The sequence below is a fragment of the Saccharothrix isguenensis genome (genome assembly GCF_052936305.1).
Window position 1 is genome coordinate 1693348 of record NZ_CP193626.1, and the last position, 16730, is coordinate 1710077.

At 71.8% G+C, this 16730-nt stretch carries 17 protein-coding genes; 9 read left to right on the forward strand and 8 right to left on the reverse strand.

All coding sequences use genetic code 11. The annotated features are described in order from the left end of the window. Positions 1-14: 14 nt before the first annotated feature. The gene (locus ACRAKI_RS08295) at positions 15-797 is read right to left on the reverse strand and encodes an IclR family transcriptional regulator (protein WP_447006464.1); all 783 of its coding nucleotides are present in this window, start codon (positions 795-797) and stop codon (positions 15-17) included. Between the two features lie 717 nt (positions 798-1514). Between ACRAKI_RS08295 and ACRAKI_RS08300 the strand changes: the two genes are divergently transcribed. From ACRAKI_RS08300 to ACRAKI_RS08330, 7 genes are all read left to right on the forward strand, one after another. Beyond that, entirely contained in the window at positions 1515-2417 is a 903-nt protein-coding gene (locus ACRAKI_RS08300) for a 5-dehydro-4-deoxyglucarate dehydratase (RefSeq protein ID WP_447006465.1), read from the forward strand. Further along, positions 2414-3670: a glucarate dehydratase family protein gene (locus ACRAKI_RS08305; RefSeq protein WP_447006466.1), complete on the forward strand. Its 1257-nt coding sequence runs from the start codon at positions 2414-2416 to the stop codon at positions 3668-3670. The genes ACRAKI_RS08300 and ACRAKI_RS08305 overlap by 4 nt, the downstream gene beginning before the upstream one ends. After that, positions 3664-4809, forward strand: coding sequence for a hypothetical protein (locus tag ACRAKI_RS08310; RefSeq protein WP_447006467.1), 1146 nt, complete (start codon positions 3664-3666; stop codon positions 4807-4809). The genes ACRAKI_RS08305 and ACRAKI_RS08310 overlap by 7 nt, the downstream gene beginning before the upstream one ends. 64 nt (positions 4810-4873) lie before the next feature. Beyond that, complete coding sequence (locus ACRAKI_RS08315) at positions 4874-5365, forward strand: hypothetical protein (protein ID WP_447006468.1); 492 nt, start codon at positions 4874-4876, stop codon at positions 5363-5365. A 91-nt stretch (positions 5366-5456) separates the two neighbouring features. After that, positions 5457-6014 carry a hypothetical protein gene (locus ACRAKI_RS08320; RefSeq protein WP_447006469.1) on the forward strand — a complete coding sequence of 186 codons (558 nt, stop codon included), beginning with the start codon at positions 5457-5459 and terminating at the stop codon, positions 6012-6014. Continuing rightward, entirely contained in the window at positions 6011-6571 is a 561-nt protein-coding gene (locus ACRAKI_RS08325) for a GNAT family N-acetyltransferase (protein WP_447006470.1), read from the forward strand. Before ACRAKI_RS08320 ends, ACRAKI_RS08325 begins: the two co-directional genes overlap by 4 nt. Positions 6572-6617: 46 nt before the next feature. Beyond that, positions 6618-6920, forward strand: coding sequence for a DUF397 domain-containing protein (locus tag ACRAKI_RS08330; RefSeq protein ID WP_447008362.1), 303 nt, complete (start codon positions 6618-6620; stop codon positions 6918-6920). Here ACRAKI_RS08330 and ACRAKI_RS08335 read toward each other — a convergent pair. Beyond that, positions 6904-8559, reverse strand: a complete 1656-nt coding sequence (locus ACRAKI_RS08335; protein ID WP_447006471.1) for a fumarate hydratase — start codon at positions 8557-8559, stop codon at positions 6904-6906. The two genes, ACRAKI_RS08330 and ACRAKI_RS08335, sit on opposite strands and share 17 nt — an antisense overlap. 106 nt (positions 8560-8665) lie before the next feature. Here ACRAKI_RS08335 and ACRAKI_RS08340 point away from each other — a divergent pair, with 106 nt between their 5' ends. After that, positions 8666-9586 carry a phosphotransferase gene (locus ACRAKI_RS08340; RefSeq protein WP_447006472.1) on the forward strand — a complete coding sequence of 307 codons (921 nt, stop codon included), beginning with the start codon at positions 8666-8668 and terminating at the stop codon, positions 9584-9586. A gap of 197 nt (positions 9587-9783) precedes the next feature. Here ACRAKI_RS08340 and ACRAKI_RS08345 read toward each other — a convergent pair whose 3' ends face one another. From ACRAKI_RS08345 to ACRAKI_RS08360, 4 genes are all read right to left on the reverse strand, one after another. Next, a complete protein-coding gene (locus ACRAKI_RS08345) occupies positions 9784-10785 on the reverse strand; it encodes a sigma-70 family RNA polymerase sigma factor (protein ID WP_447006473.1) in 1002 nt (333 codons plus the stop codon). Positions 10786-10987: 202 nt separating this feature from the next. After that, positions 10988-11413 carry a D-aminoacyl-tRNA deacylase gene (dtd, locus tag ACRAKI_RS08350; protein ID WP_447006474.1) on the reverse strand — a complete coding sequence of 142 codons (426 nt, stop codon included), beginning with the start codon at positions 11411-11413 and terminating at the stop codon, positions 10988-10990. Beyond that, positions 11410-12897, reverse strand: coding sequence for a DUF7782 domain-containing protein (locus tag ACRAKI_RS08355; RefSeq protein ID WP_447006475.1), 1488 nt, complete (start codon positions 12895-12897; stop codon positions 11410-11412). Before ACRAKI_RS08355 ends, dtd begins: the two co-directional genes overlap by 4 nt. 102 nt (positions 12898-12999) lie before the next feature. Further along, positions 13000-14502, reverse strand: a complete 1503-nt coding sequence (locus ACRAKI_RS08360; protein ID WP_447006476.1) for a PucR family transcriptional regulator — start codon at positions 14500-14502, stop codon at positions 13000-13002. Between the two features lie 118 nt (positions 14503-14620). Between ACRAKI_RS08360 and ACRAKI_RS08365 the strand changes: the two genes are divergently transcribed. Then, positions 14621-14935 carry a DUF3099 domain-containing protein gene (locus ACRAKI_RS08365; protein ID WP_447006477.1) on the forward strand — a complete coding sequence of 105 codons (315 nt, stop codon included), beginning with the start codon at positions 14621-14623 and terminating at the stop codon, positions 14933-14935. On the opposite strand, the gene ACRAKI_RS08370 is transcribed toward ACRAKI_RS08365, so the two are convergent. After that, positions 14917-15810 carry a carbohydrate kinase family protein gene (locus ACRAKI_RS08370; protein ID WP_447006478.1) on the reverse strand — a complete coding sequence of 298 codons (894 nt, stop codon included), beginning with the start codon at positions 15808-15810 and terminating at the stop codon, positions 14917-14919. The genes ACRAKI_RS08365 and ACRAKI_RS08370 overlap by 19 nt on opposite strands. Further along, the gene (locus tag ACRAKI_RS08375; RefSeq protein ID WP_447006479.1) at positions 15807-16715 is read right to left on the reverse strand and encodes a pseudouridine-5'-phosphate glycosidase; all 909 of its coding nucleotides are present in this window, start codon (positions 16713-16715) and stop codon (positions 15807-15809) included. Before ACRAKI_RS08375 ends, ACRAKI_RS08370 begins: the two co-directional genes overlap by 4 nt. Positions 16716-16730: the final 15 nt, after the last annotated feature.

The following is a 16730-nucleotide window of genomic DNA, read 5'->3' on the forward strand; positions in this document are numbered from 1 at the left end:
ATCGGGAGTCAGGGTCAGCGGCCGAACTGGCGGAGCAGTTCGGTGATCGTGCGTGCGGCGTGCAGCAGTGCTTCGACGACCTGCCGCTCGTGGTCCGGGTCGAGCCGGCCGAGCGGGACCGAGCAGCTCATCGCGTCGAGCACCGGGTTCCGGTACGGCAGGGCGACGGCGAAGCAGCCCAGGCCGGGCGTGTTCTCTTCGCGTTCGTGCGCGTACCCGACCGCGCGGAACCCCGCGAGCTGCGTGTGCAGCGCCGGCCGTTCGATGATCGTGTTCGGGGTCAGCGGGTCCAGTCGCGCGGGCAGTATCGCGTCCACCTCGGCCGGGGTGCGCGCCGCGAGCAGCGCCTTGCCCAGCGACGTGGCGTGCGCGGGCAGCCGGCGGCCCACGCGGGACACCACGCGCAGGTGGTGCTCGGACTCGCGGCTGGCCAGGTAGACCACGTCCGCACCGTCGAGGCGGGCCAGGTGGACCGTCTCGTTGATCTCCCGGCGCACCTGCTCCATCACCCGGATGGCGACCTGCACCACCGGGTCGTGGTCGAGGTACGACGTGCCGACGAGCAGGGCGCGCACGCCGATGCCGTAGGTGCCGCGGCTCGGGTCGAGCTCCACCCACCCGCGGGCGACGAGCGTCTGCAGCAGCATGTAGAGGCTCGACTTCGGGTAGCTCAGCTCGCGGTGCAGTTCGGTCAGCGTCAGCGGGCGGTCCGACGACGACAGCACTTCGAGCAGTTCCACAGTCCGATCGGCCGACTTGACCGCGTTCGGCCGAGCGGGTGACGCGGGTCCAGTCACCAAGTCCTCCACGGGAAACGTTCCGGCAACACGCACTTGACACGTCGCTGCGCCGATTCTTACAGTCCGCCCAACACGTTCACAAGTACGATCGCAATTCATATATATGAACAGCATGGCTGTGAAGAGGAGCCACCGTCAATGACACCGTCCCGCCGGTGCGCCACGGCCGTCGCTGTAGTGACCGCCGCGGGGCCTGTCACGCACCGGACCTGCGGGTACCCGTGGTCGAGCGGAGCGGTGCACCGCCACGCGCCGCACCCGGCCCGGACCCGCCGCGAGCCGGAGGTCCGCACCAAGTCTCCCGGCGCGCGGCTGCGCGCCGACGAAGACCCCACCGGAACGGCGGCTTCGGCCGAACCGGTGAATTCCCGTGAACGGCCTGGGTTGCGCAAGTCCTGGACTCGGGCCGTCCACTCGCCCAGGGTGACCCGGTGACACCGGTGGACACCGCTCTGAACGTGGGGGCGACGGCCAGTGGCGGCGGTGCCGTCGCAGCCCACCCCGTAGGGCGATCCCGACGTCGGGATCGCCCCACGGACCGCACCCGTACCACTGCCACGTCGGCGGGGACTCGCTCATCAGCGCCGATGGTGCCCCTGCTGCTCCACCTCGTCGTCAGCGCGTTCGCCGCCTGTGCGCTGCCGCGCGAGGAAACGCGAAAGTCCTTCCTGCGTGGGATCACCACCGGAGCGATCAAGGGATGAAGGTCTGGGTATGCAACTGGATGGGGTGCTGTTCTTCCCGGTGACGCCGTTCGGCACGGACGGCGGGATTGCCGAGGACGTGCTGGCCGAGCACGTCGAGAGCGGGGTGGCGGCGGGTGCCGGTGGCGTGTTCGTCGCCTGCGGCACCGGCGAGTTCCACGCGTTGGAACCGTCGGAGGTCGAACGCGCGGTGGCCGTGGCGGTCGAGGTGACGGCCGGGCGCGTGCCGGTGTTCTCCGGCACGGGCGGTCCGCTGCCGACGGCCAAGCGGATCGCGGACGCCGCCGCGCGGGTCGGTGCGGACGGCTTGCTGCTGCTGCCGCCGTACCTGGTGACCAACCCGCCCAAGGGGTTGGTGCGCTACGTGGCGGAGGTGGCGGAGGCGTCCGAACTTCCGCTGATCGTGTACCAGCGCAACAACGCGGTGTTCACGCCGGACACGGCCGTGGAGATCGCGTCGCTGCCGAAGGTGGTCGGGTTCAAGGACGGGCTCGGCGACATCGACCTGCTGCACCGCATCGTGCTCGCGGTGCGCGCGGCGGTCGACGAGCCGTTCCAGTTCTTCAACGGCCTGCCGACCGCCGAGCTGACCGTGCCCGCGTACCGGGGCATCGGCGTCGACCTGTACTCGTCGGCGGTGTTCTGCTTCGCGCCGGAGATCTCGCTCGGCTTCTACAACGCCGTGCGGGACCGGGACGACGCGCTGGTCACCAGCTACCTGCTGGAGTTCTACAAGCCGCTGGTGGAGCTGCGCGACCGGGTGCCCGGCTACGCGGTCTCGCTGGTCAAGGCCGCCGTGAGGGCGAACGGGCTCGACGTCGGTGGCGTCCGCCCGCCGCTGCTCGACCCGACGCCGGAGCACGTGGCGGAACTGGAGAAGATCATCGCGGCGGGGCGGAGCCTGTCCGCATGAAGATCACCGACATCGTCATCACGCCGGTGGCCTTCCGGGATCCGCCCCTGCTGAACTCGGTGGGAGTGCACGAGCCGTGGGCGCTGCGCACGATCGTGGAGGTGCACACCGACGAGAGGATCTCCGGGCTCGGCGAGAGCTACGGCGACATCGGGCACCTCACCCGGATGCGCACCGCCGCGCCCGCCCTGATCGGCCTCGACGTGCACTCGCTCAACGAGATGCACTCGCGGATCGCGGTCGCGCTGGGCGGCGAGGCGGGGTCGGACCGGCACGGGCTGACCGGGCCGCTGACCGTCGAGTCCACTGTGGACCGGGTGTTCTCGCCGTTCGAGGTGGCGGCGTGGGACATCCGCGGCAAGGCGTTGGGCCGACCGGTCAGCGACCTCCTGGGCGGCGCCGTGCGGTCTGCCGTGCCGTACAGCGCCTACCTCTTCTACAAGTGGGCCGGGCACCCCGGCGCCGAGCCGGACGAGTTCGGCGAGGCGCTGGACCCGGCCGGCATCGTGGAACAGGCCAGGGCGCTGATCGACCGGCACGGGTTCGGCTCGATCAAGCTCAAGGGCGGCGTGTTCCCGCCCGAGCAGGAGGTCGAGGCGATCCACGCGCTGCGCGAAGCGTTCCCGGACCACCCGCTGCGGCTCGACCCCAACGCGGCGTGGACGCCGGAGACGTCGCTCAAGGTCGCCGCGGAACTCGACGGGGTGGTCGAGTACCTGGAGGACCCGGCGCCGGACATCGACGGCATGGCGCAGGTGGCGGCGCGCGCGCCGATGCCGCTGGCGACGAACATGTGCGTGATCGCGTTCGAGCACATCGCCCGTTCGGTGGAGGCGGGCGCGGTGCGGGTCATCCTGTCCGACCACCACTACTGGGGCGGACTGTCCCGGTCCAAGGAGCTGGCCGGGATCTGCCGGACGTTCGGCATCGGCCTGTCCATGCACTCCAACTCGCACCTCGGGATCAGCCTGGCCGCGATGACCCACCTCGCCGCGTCCACGCCGAACCTGAACTACGCGTGCGACACGCACTACCCGTGGAACCTCGCGGACGACGTCATCACGACGCCGTTCACGTTCGTCGACGGCGCGCTGCTGGTGCCCACCACTCCGGGGCTGGGTGTCGAGCTGGACCGCGACGCGCTGGCCCGGCTCGCGGAGAACTACCGGACGTGCGGCCTCGTGCAGCGCGACGACACCGGGTACATGCAGAAGCACGACCCGTCGTATGAGAGGAAGCGCCCCCGGTGGTGAGCACCGTTGCGCATTTGTACCCCTGGGACGTCGTAGGCGACCCGTCCGCGGTCGACCGCGTCGCATCGCTCGGCGTGGACGCGGTCGCGTTGGCCGCGTCGTACCACACCGTGCGGGCGGCGACGCCGTTCCACCCGGAGCGGCGGATGGTGGACGCCAGACACGCGGCGCTCTACCTGCCCGTGCGGGAGGAGGCGTGGCGGGGCAAGCGGCTGGCGCCCGCTCGGCCGTCCTGGGTGGACGGCGACAACTCGTACGGCGAAGCCTCCGACGCGCTGCGCGCGGCCGGGCTGCCGGTGTACGCGTGGACCGTGCTGACGCACAGCAGCCGGCTGGGCGAGGCGAACCCCGACGTCGTGGTGCGCAACGCCTTCGGCGACCTGTACCCGTACGCGCTGTGCCCGTCGAACGACGACGTGGTCGAGTACGCCCGGACGCTGGTGTCCGAGGTGCTGGAGCTGGGCCGGCCCGACGGCATCGTCCTGGAGGCGTGCGGGCCGCTCGGGTTCTTCCACGGCGGGCACCACGAGAAGACGGACGGCGCGGACTGGTCGGCCGTGCAGCAGAAGCTGCTGTCGCTGTGCTTCTGCACGGCGTGCGCCGACCTCCACACCGACCTGGACGGCTTGCGCGCGGTGGTGCGCGCGGCGATCGACAACGGCGCCAGCAGCGTCGAGGAGGCGCTGGGCGATCGGGCTGACCAGGTGCGCGCGGTGCGCACGGGCGTCTCGCGCTCGCTGCGGCGGGAACTGGTGGGCCTGATCCGGTCGACGTCGCCTTCGACCCGCATCGCCGCCCACGCGACCGCCGACCCGTGGGGGACCGGGCCGTTCGCGACGGTCGCCGGGGGAGTCGACGCGGACGTCGACGTGCTGACCCTGACGTGCTGGCCGGGCGTGGACGCGTCCCTGCCCGCGATCCGCGCCCTGCGCGCGGAAGCCGACGTGCGCACTGCCGCGTACGTGCTGGCACTGCCGCCGAAGCCGGCGGACGGTGACGAGCTGCTGAAGGAGTGGCTGGCCTACGCGGAGGCCGGTGTGCGGGAGTTCCACCTGTACCACGCGGGCTTGGCCTCGGCGCAGCGCATGGACGCGCTGCGGCACGCGGTGGCCGGTATCAAGGCGGCCCTGTCCCGATAACCCGATCGGGTAACTGTGAACAGGACGGAGCAACCCGGATGCCGGGTCGCTCCGTCCTGTTCACATGAGAAGCCTTGGAACCGCGCTGGGTGCGGGTGCGCTGCTGGTCGCGCTCGTCGGCTGCTCCTCGCAGGGCGGCATCGAACGGCCGGACGCCGGTGGCGGTCCGGTGCTGACCACGGAATCGCCCGCCCCACCCACTGAACCCACGTCGGCGGAACCGGAGTTCGAGGCCCCCGTGCCGCCGGGTGGCGAGCAGGTGCCGGAGGCGAAGCTGAACGCGAGTCAGCTGCCCGAGGGCATGCCGTCGGTCGTCTGGACCGAGGGTGACGGCAGCGTGCTCGGCGTCATCGGCGTGGAAGGCGGCTGCAGCAAGGCCAGCGTCGAGGTCACCGAGCAGGGCGCCGAGTCGGTGCACCTCGAACTGGTCGAGACCGAGCCCGCCGGCACCCAGGCCTGCACCATGGACATCCGCTACCCGCCGCTGACCACGAAGCTCGGCGAGCCGCTCGGCGACCGCGAGGTCGTCCTCACCCATCGGCAGGTCGTGGAGTAGGGCCTGCCTCCCCGGTGCCCGGTCGGCCTCTGCTCGGTCGGCCGGGCACCAGCCCTGCAACCTGATGGGGCCCGGGTAACGTCCTCCGACTATGAGGAACGTCAAGGTCGTCGTCGCCCTGGCCGTGCTCGTGCTGGCCGGGTGCAGCACCACCAGCACCCCGTCCGGCACGTCCCCGTCGTCCACCACCGCCTCCGCGTCGGACTCGTCGGCCACCTCGCCGGCGGAATCGACGTCTGGTTCGACGTCTGGTTCGACAACGTTGTCACCGCCGTCCGGGGAGACCCAGCCGGACCAGCCGCCCCCGCGGACCAGCGCCGCGCCGTTGCCCGGTGGACCGACCGAGGTCCAAGCCGAGCGGATCGACGGCAGCACCCTCCCGGACCACTACGAGCAGAAGGCGTGGACCTCGGAGGACGGTCGGACGGTGCAGGTCGTCGGCGTCGCGGGTGGCTGCAAGACGGCGAGTGCCGAGGTCACCGCGCAGTCCGGCGACCAGGTGCTGATCACCCTCGTGACGACCTACTACGCGCCGCCCGAGGGCAGCCTGTGCACGCAGGAGCTGCGGGACGTGCCGTTGAACGTCACCCTCGACGCACCCCTCGGCTCACGCCGCCTCGTCCTGGAATCCCGCGAGGACACCGCATGACTCCACGCGGGCTGCCCTGGCACGGCCCGACCTCACTGGCCCTGGTCCCGCCGACCATGACCCTGCACGCCGCCTGGCTGGAGGCGCGAGCCGACTGGGGGCCGGGCGTCCACGAGGACGGTTTCGGGCTGTGGTCGTCCGACGAGGTCGACTCACCGGCCGGCTTCACGGCCTGGCTGGCGCGGTTGGCGGCCGAATCGGACCCGGCGAACGTGGAAACCGGCCGGATGTGCTCCACCTACCGGTGGATCGTCGAGGACGGCCGGGTGCTCGGCGGGATCGCGTTCCGGTACGGGCTGGAAGAGTTCGTGCAGCGGTTCGGCCACATCGGCTACGGCATCAGACCGTCCGCACGTGGGCGAGGGCTGGCGTCGTGGGCGCTCGGCCGAATCCTCGACGAGGCACGCGCCACCGGCCTGGACCGGGTGCTGATCATCTGCGAAGCAGACAACACCCCCTCGATGAAGACGATCGAACGCCACGGCGGCGTCCTGGAGGAGATCCGGCACTCCGAGGCCGGGGCCGTCCGGCGCTACTGGATAGACCTAGGTGATTGAAGTGGACCTCCGCGCGGGCCTGGGCGGAGGCGCTGGTGTGGCGTGGGTGGTCAGGCGGCGACGTTCATCCGCCACGACACGTCGACCCGGCCCGGAGCCTCGACAGAACCCGCTCCACCGACCACGCCTGCCCACGGCTCGCATCCGAATCGGGACCTGGACGAAGTTCAGCGGCGGCGGCGACAACTGCGTCGAGGTCATGCGCACGGCCGACGCAGTGCTCGTCCGCAACAGCAACCGGCCTGAAGAAGCCCCACAGCGCTTCACCTACAGCGAGTGGGACTTCTTCACGCGCGGCACCAAGCTCGGCGTGTTCGACCCGGGCTGGCAAGTCACTTCCGGAACGTGATCTGGAGGGTCGGGGCGGAGGTCTCGGCGAAGAAGTCGTTGCCCTTGTCGTCCACCACGACGAACGCCGGGAAGTCCTCCACCTCGATCTTCCAGACCGCCTCCATGCCCAGCTCCGGGTACTCCAGCACCTCGACCTTGCGGATGCAGTCCTGGGCCAGCCGCGCCGCCGGTCCGCCGATCGACCCCAGGTAGAACCCGCCGTGCTCCTGGCACGCTTGGGTCACCTGCTTGGACCGGTTGCCCTTGGCCAGCATCACCAGCGACCCGCCCTCGGCCTGGAACCGCTCGACGTACGAGTCCATCCGCCCGGCCGTCGTCGGCCCGAACGACCCGGACGCGTAACCCTCGGGCGTCTTCGCCGGTCCGGCGTAGTACACCGGGTGGTCCTTCAGGTACTGCGGCATCGGCTCGCCCGCGTCCAGCCGTTCCATGATCTTGGCGTGCGCGATGTCCCGCGCCACCACCAACGGCCCGGTCAGCGACACCCGGGTCTTCACCGGCAGCGCGGACAGCGTGGCGCGGATCTCCGACATCGGCCGGGTCAGGTCGATCTGGACGACCTCGTCCGACAGTTCCTCGCCGTGGACGTCGGGCAGGAAGTGCGCCGGGTCGCGTTCCATCTGCTCGATGAAGATCCCCTCGGGGGTGATCTTCGCCTTGGCCTGCCGGTCCGCCGAGCACGACACGGCGATGCCGACCGGGCAGGACGCGCCGTGCCGGGGGAGTCGGATGACGCGCACGTCGTGGCAGAAGTACTTGCCGCCGAACTGGGCGCCGATGCCGAAGTTCCGGGTCAGCTCCAGCACCTGCTGCTCCAGGTCGACGTCCCGGAACGCGTGCCCCAGCGCCGAGCCCTCGGTGGGCAGGCCGTCGAGGTACCGGGCGGACGCGAGCTTGGCGACCTTCAGGTTCTGCTCCGCCGACAGACCGCCGACGACGACCGCCAGGTGGTACGGCGGGCAGGCCGCCGTACCGAGCGAGCGCAGCTTCTCGTCCAGGAACTTGGCCAGCCGCGACGGGTTCAGCAGCGCCTTCGTCTCCTGGTACAGGAACGTCTTGTTGGCCGACCCGCCACCCTTGGCCATGAACAGGAACTCGTACTTCGGCTCCACGCCCGGCGCGGTGAACAGGTCGATCTGGGCGGGCAGGTTGGTGCCGGTGTTCTTCTCGTCCCAGAAGGTGACCGGCGACATCTGCGAGTAGCGGAGGTTCAGCTCCTGGTAGGCCTCGAAGATGCCGCGCGACAGGGCTTCCGCGTCGGTGCCGCCGGTGAGCACGGATTCGGTGCGCTTGCCCATCACGATGGCGGTGCCGGTGTCCTGGCACATGGGCAGCACGCCGCCCGCCGAGATGCACGCGTTGCGCAGCAGGTCCATGGCGACGAACCGGTCGTTGCCGCTGGCCTCGGGGTCGTCCACGATCGCGCGCAGCTGGGCCAGGTGCGAGGGCCGCAGCAGGTGCTGGATGTCCCGGATGGCTTCCTTGGCGAGCAGCGTCAACGCTTCCGGCTCGACCTGGAGGAACGTGCGGCCGGCGGCCTCGACGACCGACACGCCGTCCGGCGTGACGAGCCGGTACTCGGTGTGGTTGTCCTTGGCCAGGGGCAGGACGTCGGTGTACTGGAACTCAGGTGCCAAGAGGTTCGGCGGAGGCACGTCGCGGGCTCCCTTGCGCGCTTCGGGTTCCGCCGAACCTATACCGATACCGCCGCCACGTCCCTCATGCCGTGATGTGATTCGCGTCGTGGTCGACAGCCTCACCAAGCGGCGGCTCTCCGCGCCCGAACTCGACGCCCTCGTCCGCCGTGCCCTCGGCGTGCCGCTCGCGGAGCACGTGGAGCTGACGGAGGGCATGTTCAACACCGCCTACCGGCTCACGGCGGAGAACGGTCGCGTCACCGTGCTGAAGGTCGCGCCGCCGCCCGACGCGCCGCTGCTCACCCACGAACGCGACCTGATGCGGACCGAGGCGTTGGTGTTCGGGCTGATGGCGGCGCACGGCCTGCCGGTGCCGGAAGTCCTGCTGCACGAGGACGGGCTGCTGCTGATGACGGCGCTGACGGGCGAACCGTGGACGTCCGCGCGGCCGCGGTTGAGCGATGCCGAGCACGGGGCGCTGCGGCGGGAGCTGGGCGTGATCGTCCGCGACCTGCACCGGATCACCGGTGACGTCTTCGGCTACGTCCAAGGCCCGAACGCGCCGACGTGGCGTGAGGCGTTCACGAAGATGGTGGACGCGGTGCTCGCCGACGCCGCCCGGTTCGGCGTGGAGCTGCCCGACGTGCGGCCGGTGTTCGCGGCCCGCGCGCACCTGCTGGACGAGGTCACCGAACCCGTGTTGGTGCACTTCGACCTGTGGGAGGGAAACGTCTTCGTCGCGGACGGGCACATCGAAGGCGTCATCGACCCGGAGCGCGCGCTGTTCGGCGACCCGTTGGCGGAGATCGCGACGGTGGCGCTGTTCGCCGAGCTGGACGACGACTTCGCCGCCGGCTACGGCAAGGACGCGTTCACGGAGTCGGAGCTGGCCCGGATCGCGCTCTACCGCGCGTACCTGTGCCTGGTGATGATCGTGGAGGGCGTGCCGCGCGGGTACGCCGGTGACGAGCGCGAGGCGGACGTCCGGTTCTTCCGCGAGCGGCTCGCCGACTACCTGAGGCTGTAGGGGCCACCTGAAGCGGCGGTGCCGCGGTGCTGAACGCGGAAGGCCGGGCCGGCCCCCGACCGCCCCGACCTTCCTCAGCGTGCGACCGCCTCCGCGTGATGGGGCGGAGGCGTCGCATGGCTCGTGTAACGCACGACCGTGCCGTGACAGGAGTCACAAGTCAATCCGCTGACGGGGGTCACTCCTGCTGTATCGCGTCAGCTCGCGTAGGCCCGCAGCTTGGCCGCCCGCTCGCCCTGCCGGAGCTTCGACATGACCTCGCGCTCGATCTGCCGCACCCGCTCCCGCGACAGGCCGAACTGCTTGCCGATCTGGTCCAGCGTGCGCGGCTGGCCGTCTTCCAGGCCGTAGCGCAGCCGGATCACGGCCTGCTCGCGCGGCTCCAGCGTGGAGAGCACCCGCCGCAGGTCGTCCTGCAACAGGCCGGAGATGACCGCGCTCTCCGCGTCCGTCGCGTCGGAGTCCTCGATGAAGTCGCCCAGCGGGGCGTCCTCCTCGGCGCCGACCGGCATGTCGAGGCTCACCGGGTCGCGGGCGTGGTCGAGCAGGTCGACGACCTTCTCCGGCGTCAGCCCCGCTTCCTTCGCCAGCTCCTCGTTGGTCGCCTCGCGGCCCAGCTGCTGGTGCAGGTCGCGCTTGATCCGGGCGAGCTTGTTGACCTGCTCCACGAGGTGGACGGGCAGCCGGATCGTGCGGCCCTGGTCCGCCATTCCCCGGGTGATCGCCTGGCGGATCCACCAGGTCGCGTAGGTCGAGAACTTGAAGCCCTTGGTGTAGTCGAACTTCTCCACCGCGCGGATCAAGCCCAGGTTGCCTTCCTGGATGAGATCCAACAGCGGCATTCCGCGTCCGGTGTATCGCTTCGCCAGCGAAACGACCAAGCGGAGATTCGCTTCGAGAAGGTGGTTCTTTGCCATGTGGCCATCGCGGATCAACGCGCGCAGTTCGCGGCGGCGCTCATCCGGCAGGCCGGGATGGGTCTCCAGCTTGTGCTGCGCGAAGACGCCCGCCTCGATCCGCTTGGCGAGCTCGACCTCGTCGGCCGCGGTCAGCAGCGCGGTCTTGCCGATCCCGTTCAAGTAGACTCGAACCAGGTCTGCGGCCGGTCCCTGGGCGTCCAGGTCCAGCTCGGCGCTCGTGATGGTCGTGATGGCCGTGTCGTTCCCGACCTGTCGGTCGAGGAGCCTCGGGACGGTCATGGAGCTCCCTCCCCCTTGTGTCGCGGGCTGGCAGTGCGGTCGTGTCGCACACTCCGCGCTGCGTTGCGCGGCGCACCTTTCGGTGTCTGACACTTGGGGAAACGCGAACCGGAGCGAAATGGTTCCCGCTTCCCATGACCAGAAGACGTCACTGCCGTCACAGCGGTTGCGCGCCGAATCCTGAGGATTGGCTGAGAGGGATCTAGAGTTCCACCAACACGGTGAACGGACCGTCGTTCACACTCCGTACCGACATCATCGCGCCGAAGCGTCCCGTTTGCACCCGGGCGCCCTTCCGCCGCAGTTCCGCGACCACCTGATCGATCAACGGCTCGGCGTGTTCGGGGCGTGCGGCGGCGGTCCAGGACGGCCGCCTGCCCTTCTTCACCTCGCCGTAGAGTGTGAACTGGCTCACAATGACGAGGGGTGCACCCGTTGTGGCGCACGACTCCTCGTCCCTGAGGACGCGCAGCTCGTACAGCTTCCGGGCCATCACGTGCGCCTTGTCGGCGGTGTCGTCGACGTGGACCCCCAGCAGCACCAACAGGCCGGGCTCCTCGATCGCGCCGACGACCTCGCCTTCCACCGTGACGGACGCCTCTGTGACCCGTGCCACGACCGCCCTCACGCGGGCACCACCATGCCGTGCCGGACCAGGTCGCGGACCACGGGCAGGGCCGCTTCGGCCAGCGCGTCGGCGTCCAGGTCGTGGGCGTAGGCGAGCAGCGCGACCAGGTCTTCCAGCGGGAGCGCGCCGCGGAAGCCCGCGAGCAGCGTCGCCGCGGTCTCGTCCAGCTCGTGCTGCCAGCCGGGGCCGTCGGTGCGGTGCAGGCGGCGGACGACCGACTCCCAGCCGTCTTCCACCGGGGCCGAGACCTCTTCCAGGAGGACGGTCTCGGGGACGGTGAAGCGGGTGGCCAGGAGCTTGGCGTTGTCGGTGCCGCGCAGCCAGGCGACCCGGTCCAGCCAGGCGGCCGATTCCGGGCCCAGCGGGTCGTCGTAGGCCTGGCGGAGGTCTTCGCAGACCACCTCGGCGTGGTCGGCGTCGGTGCGGCGCAGCGTGACGAAGCCGAAGCCGATGCCCTCGACGTCGTTCTCGGCGAACCAGTCCAGCCAGGCGGACGCCTTGGCGCGGCCCTCGTCGCCGCGCGGGTCCACGCCCGCGTCACGCAGCCAGGTGCCGACGTACAGGGCGGGGTCGGCGATGTCGCGCTGCACGAACCACGCGTCCACGCCGCCGCGCGGGAGCCAGGCCGAGACCCGGTCCGCCCAGTCCTCGCCCTTGCGGTGCAGCCAGGAGGCCAGCAGCTGGCCCACGCCGCCCTCGTTGAGGAAGGCGGGCATCTGGCGCACGACCAGGGCGCTCGCGTCGTCACCGGCGAGACCGGAGTCCCGGTAGACGTAGTCCACGCGGGGCGGGCCGACGACGAACGGCGGGTTGCACACGACCTGGTCGAACCGCCGGCCGCGCAGGGGGCCGAACCACTCGCCCTGGCGTAGTTCGACGTCGACCTCGTTGATGCGGAACGTGCCGGCGGCCAGGGCCAGCGCGCGTTCGCTCAGGTCCGTGGCGGTGATCTTCCGCGCGTGCCTGCCGGCGTGCAGGGCTTGCACGCCGCAGCCCGTGCCCAGGTCGAGCAGCGTGCCGACCGGGCGGCGGGAGGTGGCGCGGGCCAGGCTGATGGACGCGTGCCCGACACCCAGCACGTGGTCGCTCGGCACCGGTCCGCCGCGCTGCTCGGAGTCCTGGTCGGCGATCACCCACCAGGAGCCCTCGTCGTCGCCGTAGGGCCGGATGTCCAGCCCCGCCCGCAACCCGTCCCCGTCACCGCGCAACACCTCGGCCTTGACGGCGGTGTCGATGTCGACGTCGGGCAGCGCCGCTCGGACCGCGGCCTCGGGCTCCGTGTCACCGAGCAGGAAAAGGCGGGTCAGGGTGCCCAGCGCACCGGCGTCACGGGTGGCCCGGCGGGCGGCTTCGGGCTCACCCCGGCCCAGCGCGGCGTGGGCCTGCGGCCCGAGCACGTCCACCACCCCGTCCGCGTCGTAGTCGGCGGCTCGGAACGCCGCGCGCAGCCGGGCGGTCAGGTCGACAGAGAGATCAGGGAGCACGGCGCAATCGTGCCGCGCCCCACCCGCCGCCGCCCACCCACCCCGCGCGAGTCCTGCGTTCGGAACGCGTGAGTCCTACGTCCAGGACCCCAGGATCAACGCTCAGAACGCGCCCAGCGTCACGGCCAGCGTGATCGCCAGGGCCAACCGCTGGTCGGCGTCGTCCAACGGCAACGACGTCACCGCCGCCATCCGCTGCATCCGGTAGCGCAACGTGTTCGGGTGCACGGACAGCGCCCGCGCCGCCTCCCGCGCGTCACCCTGCGCCGCCAACCACGCCCGCAACGTCACCGCGTACTGCGTCCCGTGCTCCGCGTCGTGCCGCACCAGGTCCGCCACCGGCCCCCGCGTCGGCGACCGCCCGGCCTCCGCCACCCCCGCCAACCGCCGCAGCAACACCCGCGCCCACGCCGCGTCGTACACCACCGGCTCACCGCCCGACAGCGCCAGGCACTCGTCGGCCTCACCCCGTGACGCGGGCAACGACGCGGCATCCGCCCGCCCACCGACCCCCGCCATCACCACGGCCTCCGCCGGCAGCTCGCGCGCCAACGCCCGGACCCACTCCACGGCCGCCGCGGGGTCCTCCCCGCACGGCAGCACGGTGTACAGGACGTTCCCGAACAACGCCGACCGCCCAGGCCGTGACCAGCCGAAACCCGCCGTCGCCCGGGAGAACGCCAACAGGGCCGCGCCGTGCTCGCCCTCACCGGCGTGCGCCTGCACCGCGATCACCCGCAGGTCCGCCGACGGCAACCCCAGCCGCACCAGGTTCCCCGGCGTCCCCGAGTCGAGCGCCTCGATCACCAGGTCGGCCTCGGCCTGCCGCTCCAGGTCCGCCGACGCACGCGCCCGAAGCAGGTGCAGCGCCGCCGTCCGCGCCCCGTCCACCAACGCCGCCTCGCGCACCGCGTCGACCGGGTCGTCCACCTCCACCCACACCGACCCCAGCAGCTCACGCCCCGCCCGCACCGCCGCCACCAGCCGCCCGCCCAGCCGGTCGGTCAGCTTCGGCACGAACAGCGGCTCGTCGGACCGCGACAGGTGGGTGAACACCCCGTACGCGTCCAGCGCCTGCCACGCCTCCTCCGGCACCCGCCGCCCCAGGATGGTCTGCACCCGCACCGGGTCCACGTCCTGCTGGCGGTACGAGTACGCCAGGACCCGCGACTGCTGGTCCTCGATCGTCACCGGCCCGCCGACCACCGCCGCGATCGCGTCCGCCACCGCGAACAGGTCACCGGACCCCTGCCCGCCGAGCACCAAAGTCTGCGCGACGTTCGCCAACTGCCCCCACGGCACCGACGGGTCCACCAACAACACCGCCGCCCCGGACCGCTTCGCCGCCGCGACCACCCGTTCGTCCAACGGGGGCGACCCGTGCAGCACGACCGCGGCCGCCGACGTCCCGGCCACCAGCCGGGCCGCCGCGGCGGGTGTCGGCACGCCCAACCCGAGCAGCACGTCGTCCGACGCGGCCTGCGTGTGCTCCGCCGGGTCGTGCAGCGCCACACCGCGCAGCTGCACGTCACGCCCCCGTGGCGCGCAGCTCAGGTGCGTGCCGAGACTCCCGAGCACGTCCACCAGGCGATCAAGGGCGACCACAGCCGGATCGTACGGTGTCCGTCGCACCGCCCCCGGTTCCGCGACGCCCACCATCCGGGGAGGGCAAAAACACACTCCGCAGGTATCGGTCCGGGAGTCGCAGTGGGACGATGGAGGCATGGTCAGTCCTGATCGCGACGGCACACCGGTGCTCATCACCGAGGCGGCTCTCTCCTTCGAGGAGCAGCACGCCGCGCGCAAGCGCAAGTACGCGATCATGATGGGCGCCCGCATCCCGTGCCTCGTCCTGGCGATGGTCTTCTACCAGGTCTGGTGGCTGGCCCTGGCGCTGATCGTGCTGTCCGTCCCGCTGCCGTGGATGGCCGTGCTGATCGCGAACGACCGGCCTCCCCGCAAGGCGGAGAAGCGCAGCCGCTTCGCCCAGGAGCACCGCGCCCTCGAGGCGCGCGACCATCAGGTCATCGACGGCTGAGCCCCCGGCCGGGCGGGTTGGGCCCCGACCCCGGACACCGCCCGAGCCGCCGCCCGCACGCCCCCGAGCAGCGCGTCCCGCCGTGACGCCCCGGACAGCCACGCCGCCAGCAACCCGGCGTCGAACGCGTCACCGGCCCCGGTCGAGTCCACGCACTCGACGTCCTCGGCCGGCACGGACACCACGCCGTCCCGGTCCACCCAGCTCGCACCGCCCGCCCCGGACGTCAGCGCCACCGCCCCCACCACGTCCAGCAGGGCGGACGCCGACGCGGGCGACGCGGACCCGGTGAGCGCCACCAACTCCTCGGTGTTGGGCAGCAGCACGTCCACGCCGCGCACGTCGTCCAGGAACCCGTCGTAGATCAACGCCGCCGACTGCGGGTCCACCGACGTGGTCAGCCCCGCGTCCCGGGCCGCCCGCAACGCCGCCACCCCGGCCGCCCGCGACGACGCGTCCAGCAGCACGTACCCGGAGAGGTGCAGGTGGGACGCGTCCCGCAGCAGCCCGGGGTCGACGTCGGCGGGGGAGAAGCGGGCGTTGGCGCCCCGGTCGGGCAACATGCTCCGCTGGCCGCTGTCGTCCACCAGCACCACCACGCAGCACGTCGCCGCCTCCGGGTCGACCGCGAACGCGCACCGCACGCCGGCCGTCGTCAGCTCCGAGTGCACCTGCCGTCCCGCCGAGTCCGCGCCGACCCGTGCCACCAGCACCGGCGACGTGCCGCAAGCGGCCAGCCACACCGCCGTGTTCGCGCCCGCGCCACCGGGCTCGATGGTCACCGACGCCCGCGAGTCGCCGCCGTGCACGATCGGCCCCGCGTGCCGGGCCACCACGTCCAGCCCGGCGTCGCCGACGACCACGATTCCCGTCACGCCGCCAGCTCCACGGCCACCCGCGCGGCCAGCGAGGTGTTCGACACGACCAGGGCCTCGTTCGCGTCCAGGCTCACCCCGCCGCTCGCGGAGTGGAAGTGCTCCAGCAGCACAGGCGTGACCTCCTTGCCGTGCACGCCACGCTCGCGCAGCAGCTCCAACCCCTCGGCCAGCAGCCGTTCGTGCAGGTCGGCGGCCATCTCGAACTCGACCGGGATGGGGTTGGCCAGCAGCACGCCCGCCGACCCGGGCACGGTCCGGTGCGCCGCCACGACCGCCGCCACGTCCGCCACCGAGTCCACCCGCCACGGCACGTCGAACTCCGACTCGCGCCGGTAGAACGCGGGGAACCGGTCCGTGCCGAAGCCGATCACCGGTACCGAACGGGTCTCCAGCAGCTCCAGCGTCGCGCCCATGTCGAGGATCGACTTCACACCCGAGCACACCACCAGCACCGGCGTCGCGGCCAGCACGTCCAGGTCGGCGGACACGTCCCACGTCTCCCGCGCGCCCCGGTGCACGCCGCCCAGGCCCCCGGTGGCGAACACCCCGATGCCGGCGGCGGACGCCAACGCGGCCGTGCCGGCGACCGTCGTCGCGCCGTCGCGCTTCAACGCGTACGCCGCGCCCAGGTCACGCCGGGACAGTTTCGCCAGGTCACGGGCGGGGTCGCAGACGTGGTCCAGCTCGGTGGAGGTCAGCCCGATCTTGGGCACGCCACCGAGCACGGCGATCGTGGCGGGCACCGCGCCCGCGGCGCGCACCACGCCTTCGAGCCGTTCGGCGACCTCGCGGTTGCGGCCGGGCGGTAGCCCGTGGGACAGGATCGTGCTCTCCAACGCGACCACCGGCCGGTTCTCGGCCAGGGCGGATCGGACTTCGTCGGTGATGCTCGGCGTACTCACGAGGGGCCATCATCC

Coding starts and splice junctions, on each gene's coding strand:
- ACRAKI_RS08300 (WP_447006465.1), top strand. CDS start 1,515: ATGCAACTGGATGGGGTGCTGTTCTTCCCGGTGACGCCGTTCGGCACG.
- ACRAKI_RS08305 (WP_447006466.1), top strand. CDS start 2,414: ATGAAGATCACCGACATCGTCATCACGCCGGTGGCCTTCCGGGATCCG.
- ACRAKI_RS08325 (WP_447006470.1), top strand. CDS start 6,011: ATGACTCCACGCGGGCTGCCCTGGCACGGCCCGACCTCACTGGCCCTG.
- ACRAKI_RS08365 (WP_447006477.1), top strand. CDS start 14,621: ATGGTCAGTCCTGATCGCGACGGCACACCGGTGCTCATCACCGAGGCG.
- ACRAKI_RS08345 (WP_447006473.1), bottom strand. CDS start 10,785: ATGACCGTCCCGAGGCTCCTCGACCGACAGGTCGGGAACGACACGGCC.
- ACRAKI_RS08320 (WP_447006469.1), top strand. CDS start 5,457: ATGAGGAACGTCAAGGTCGTCGTCGCCCTGGCCGTGCTCGTGCTGGCC.
- ACRAKI_RS08315 (WP_447006468.1), top strand. CDS start 4,874: ATGAGAAGCCTTGGAACCGCGCTGGGTGCGGGTGCGCTGCTGGTCGCG.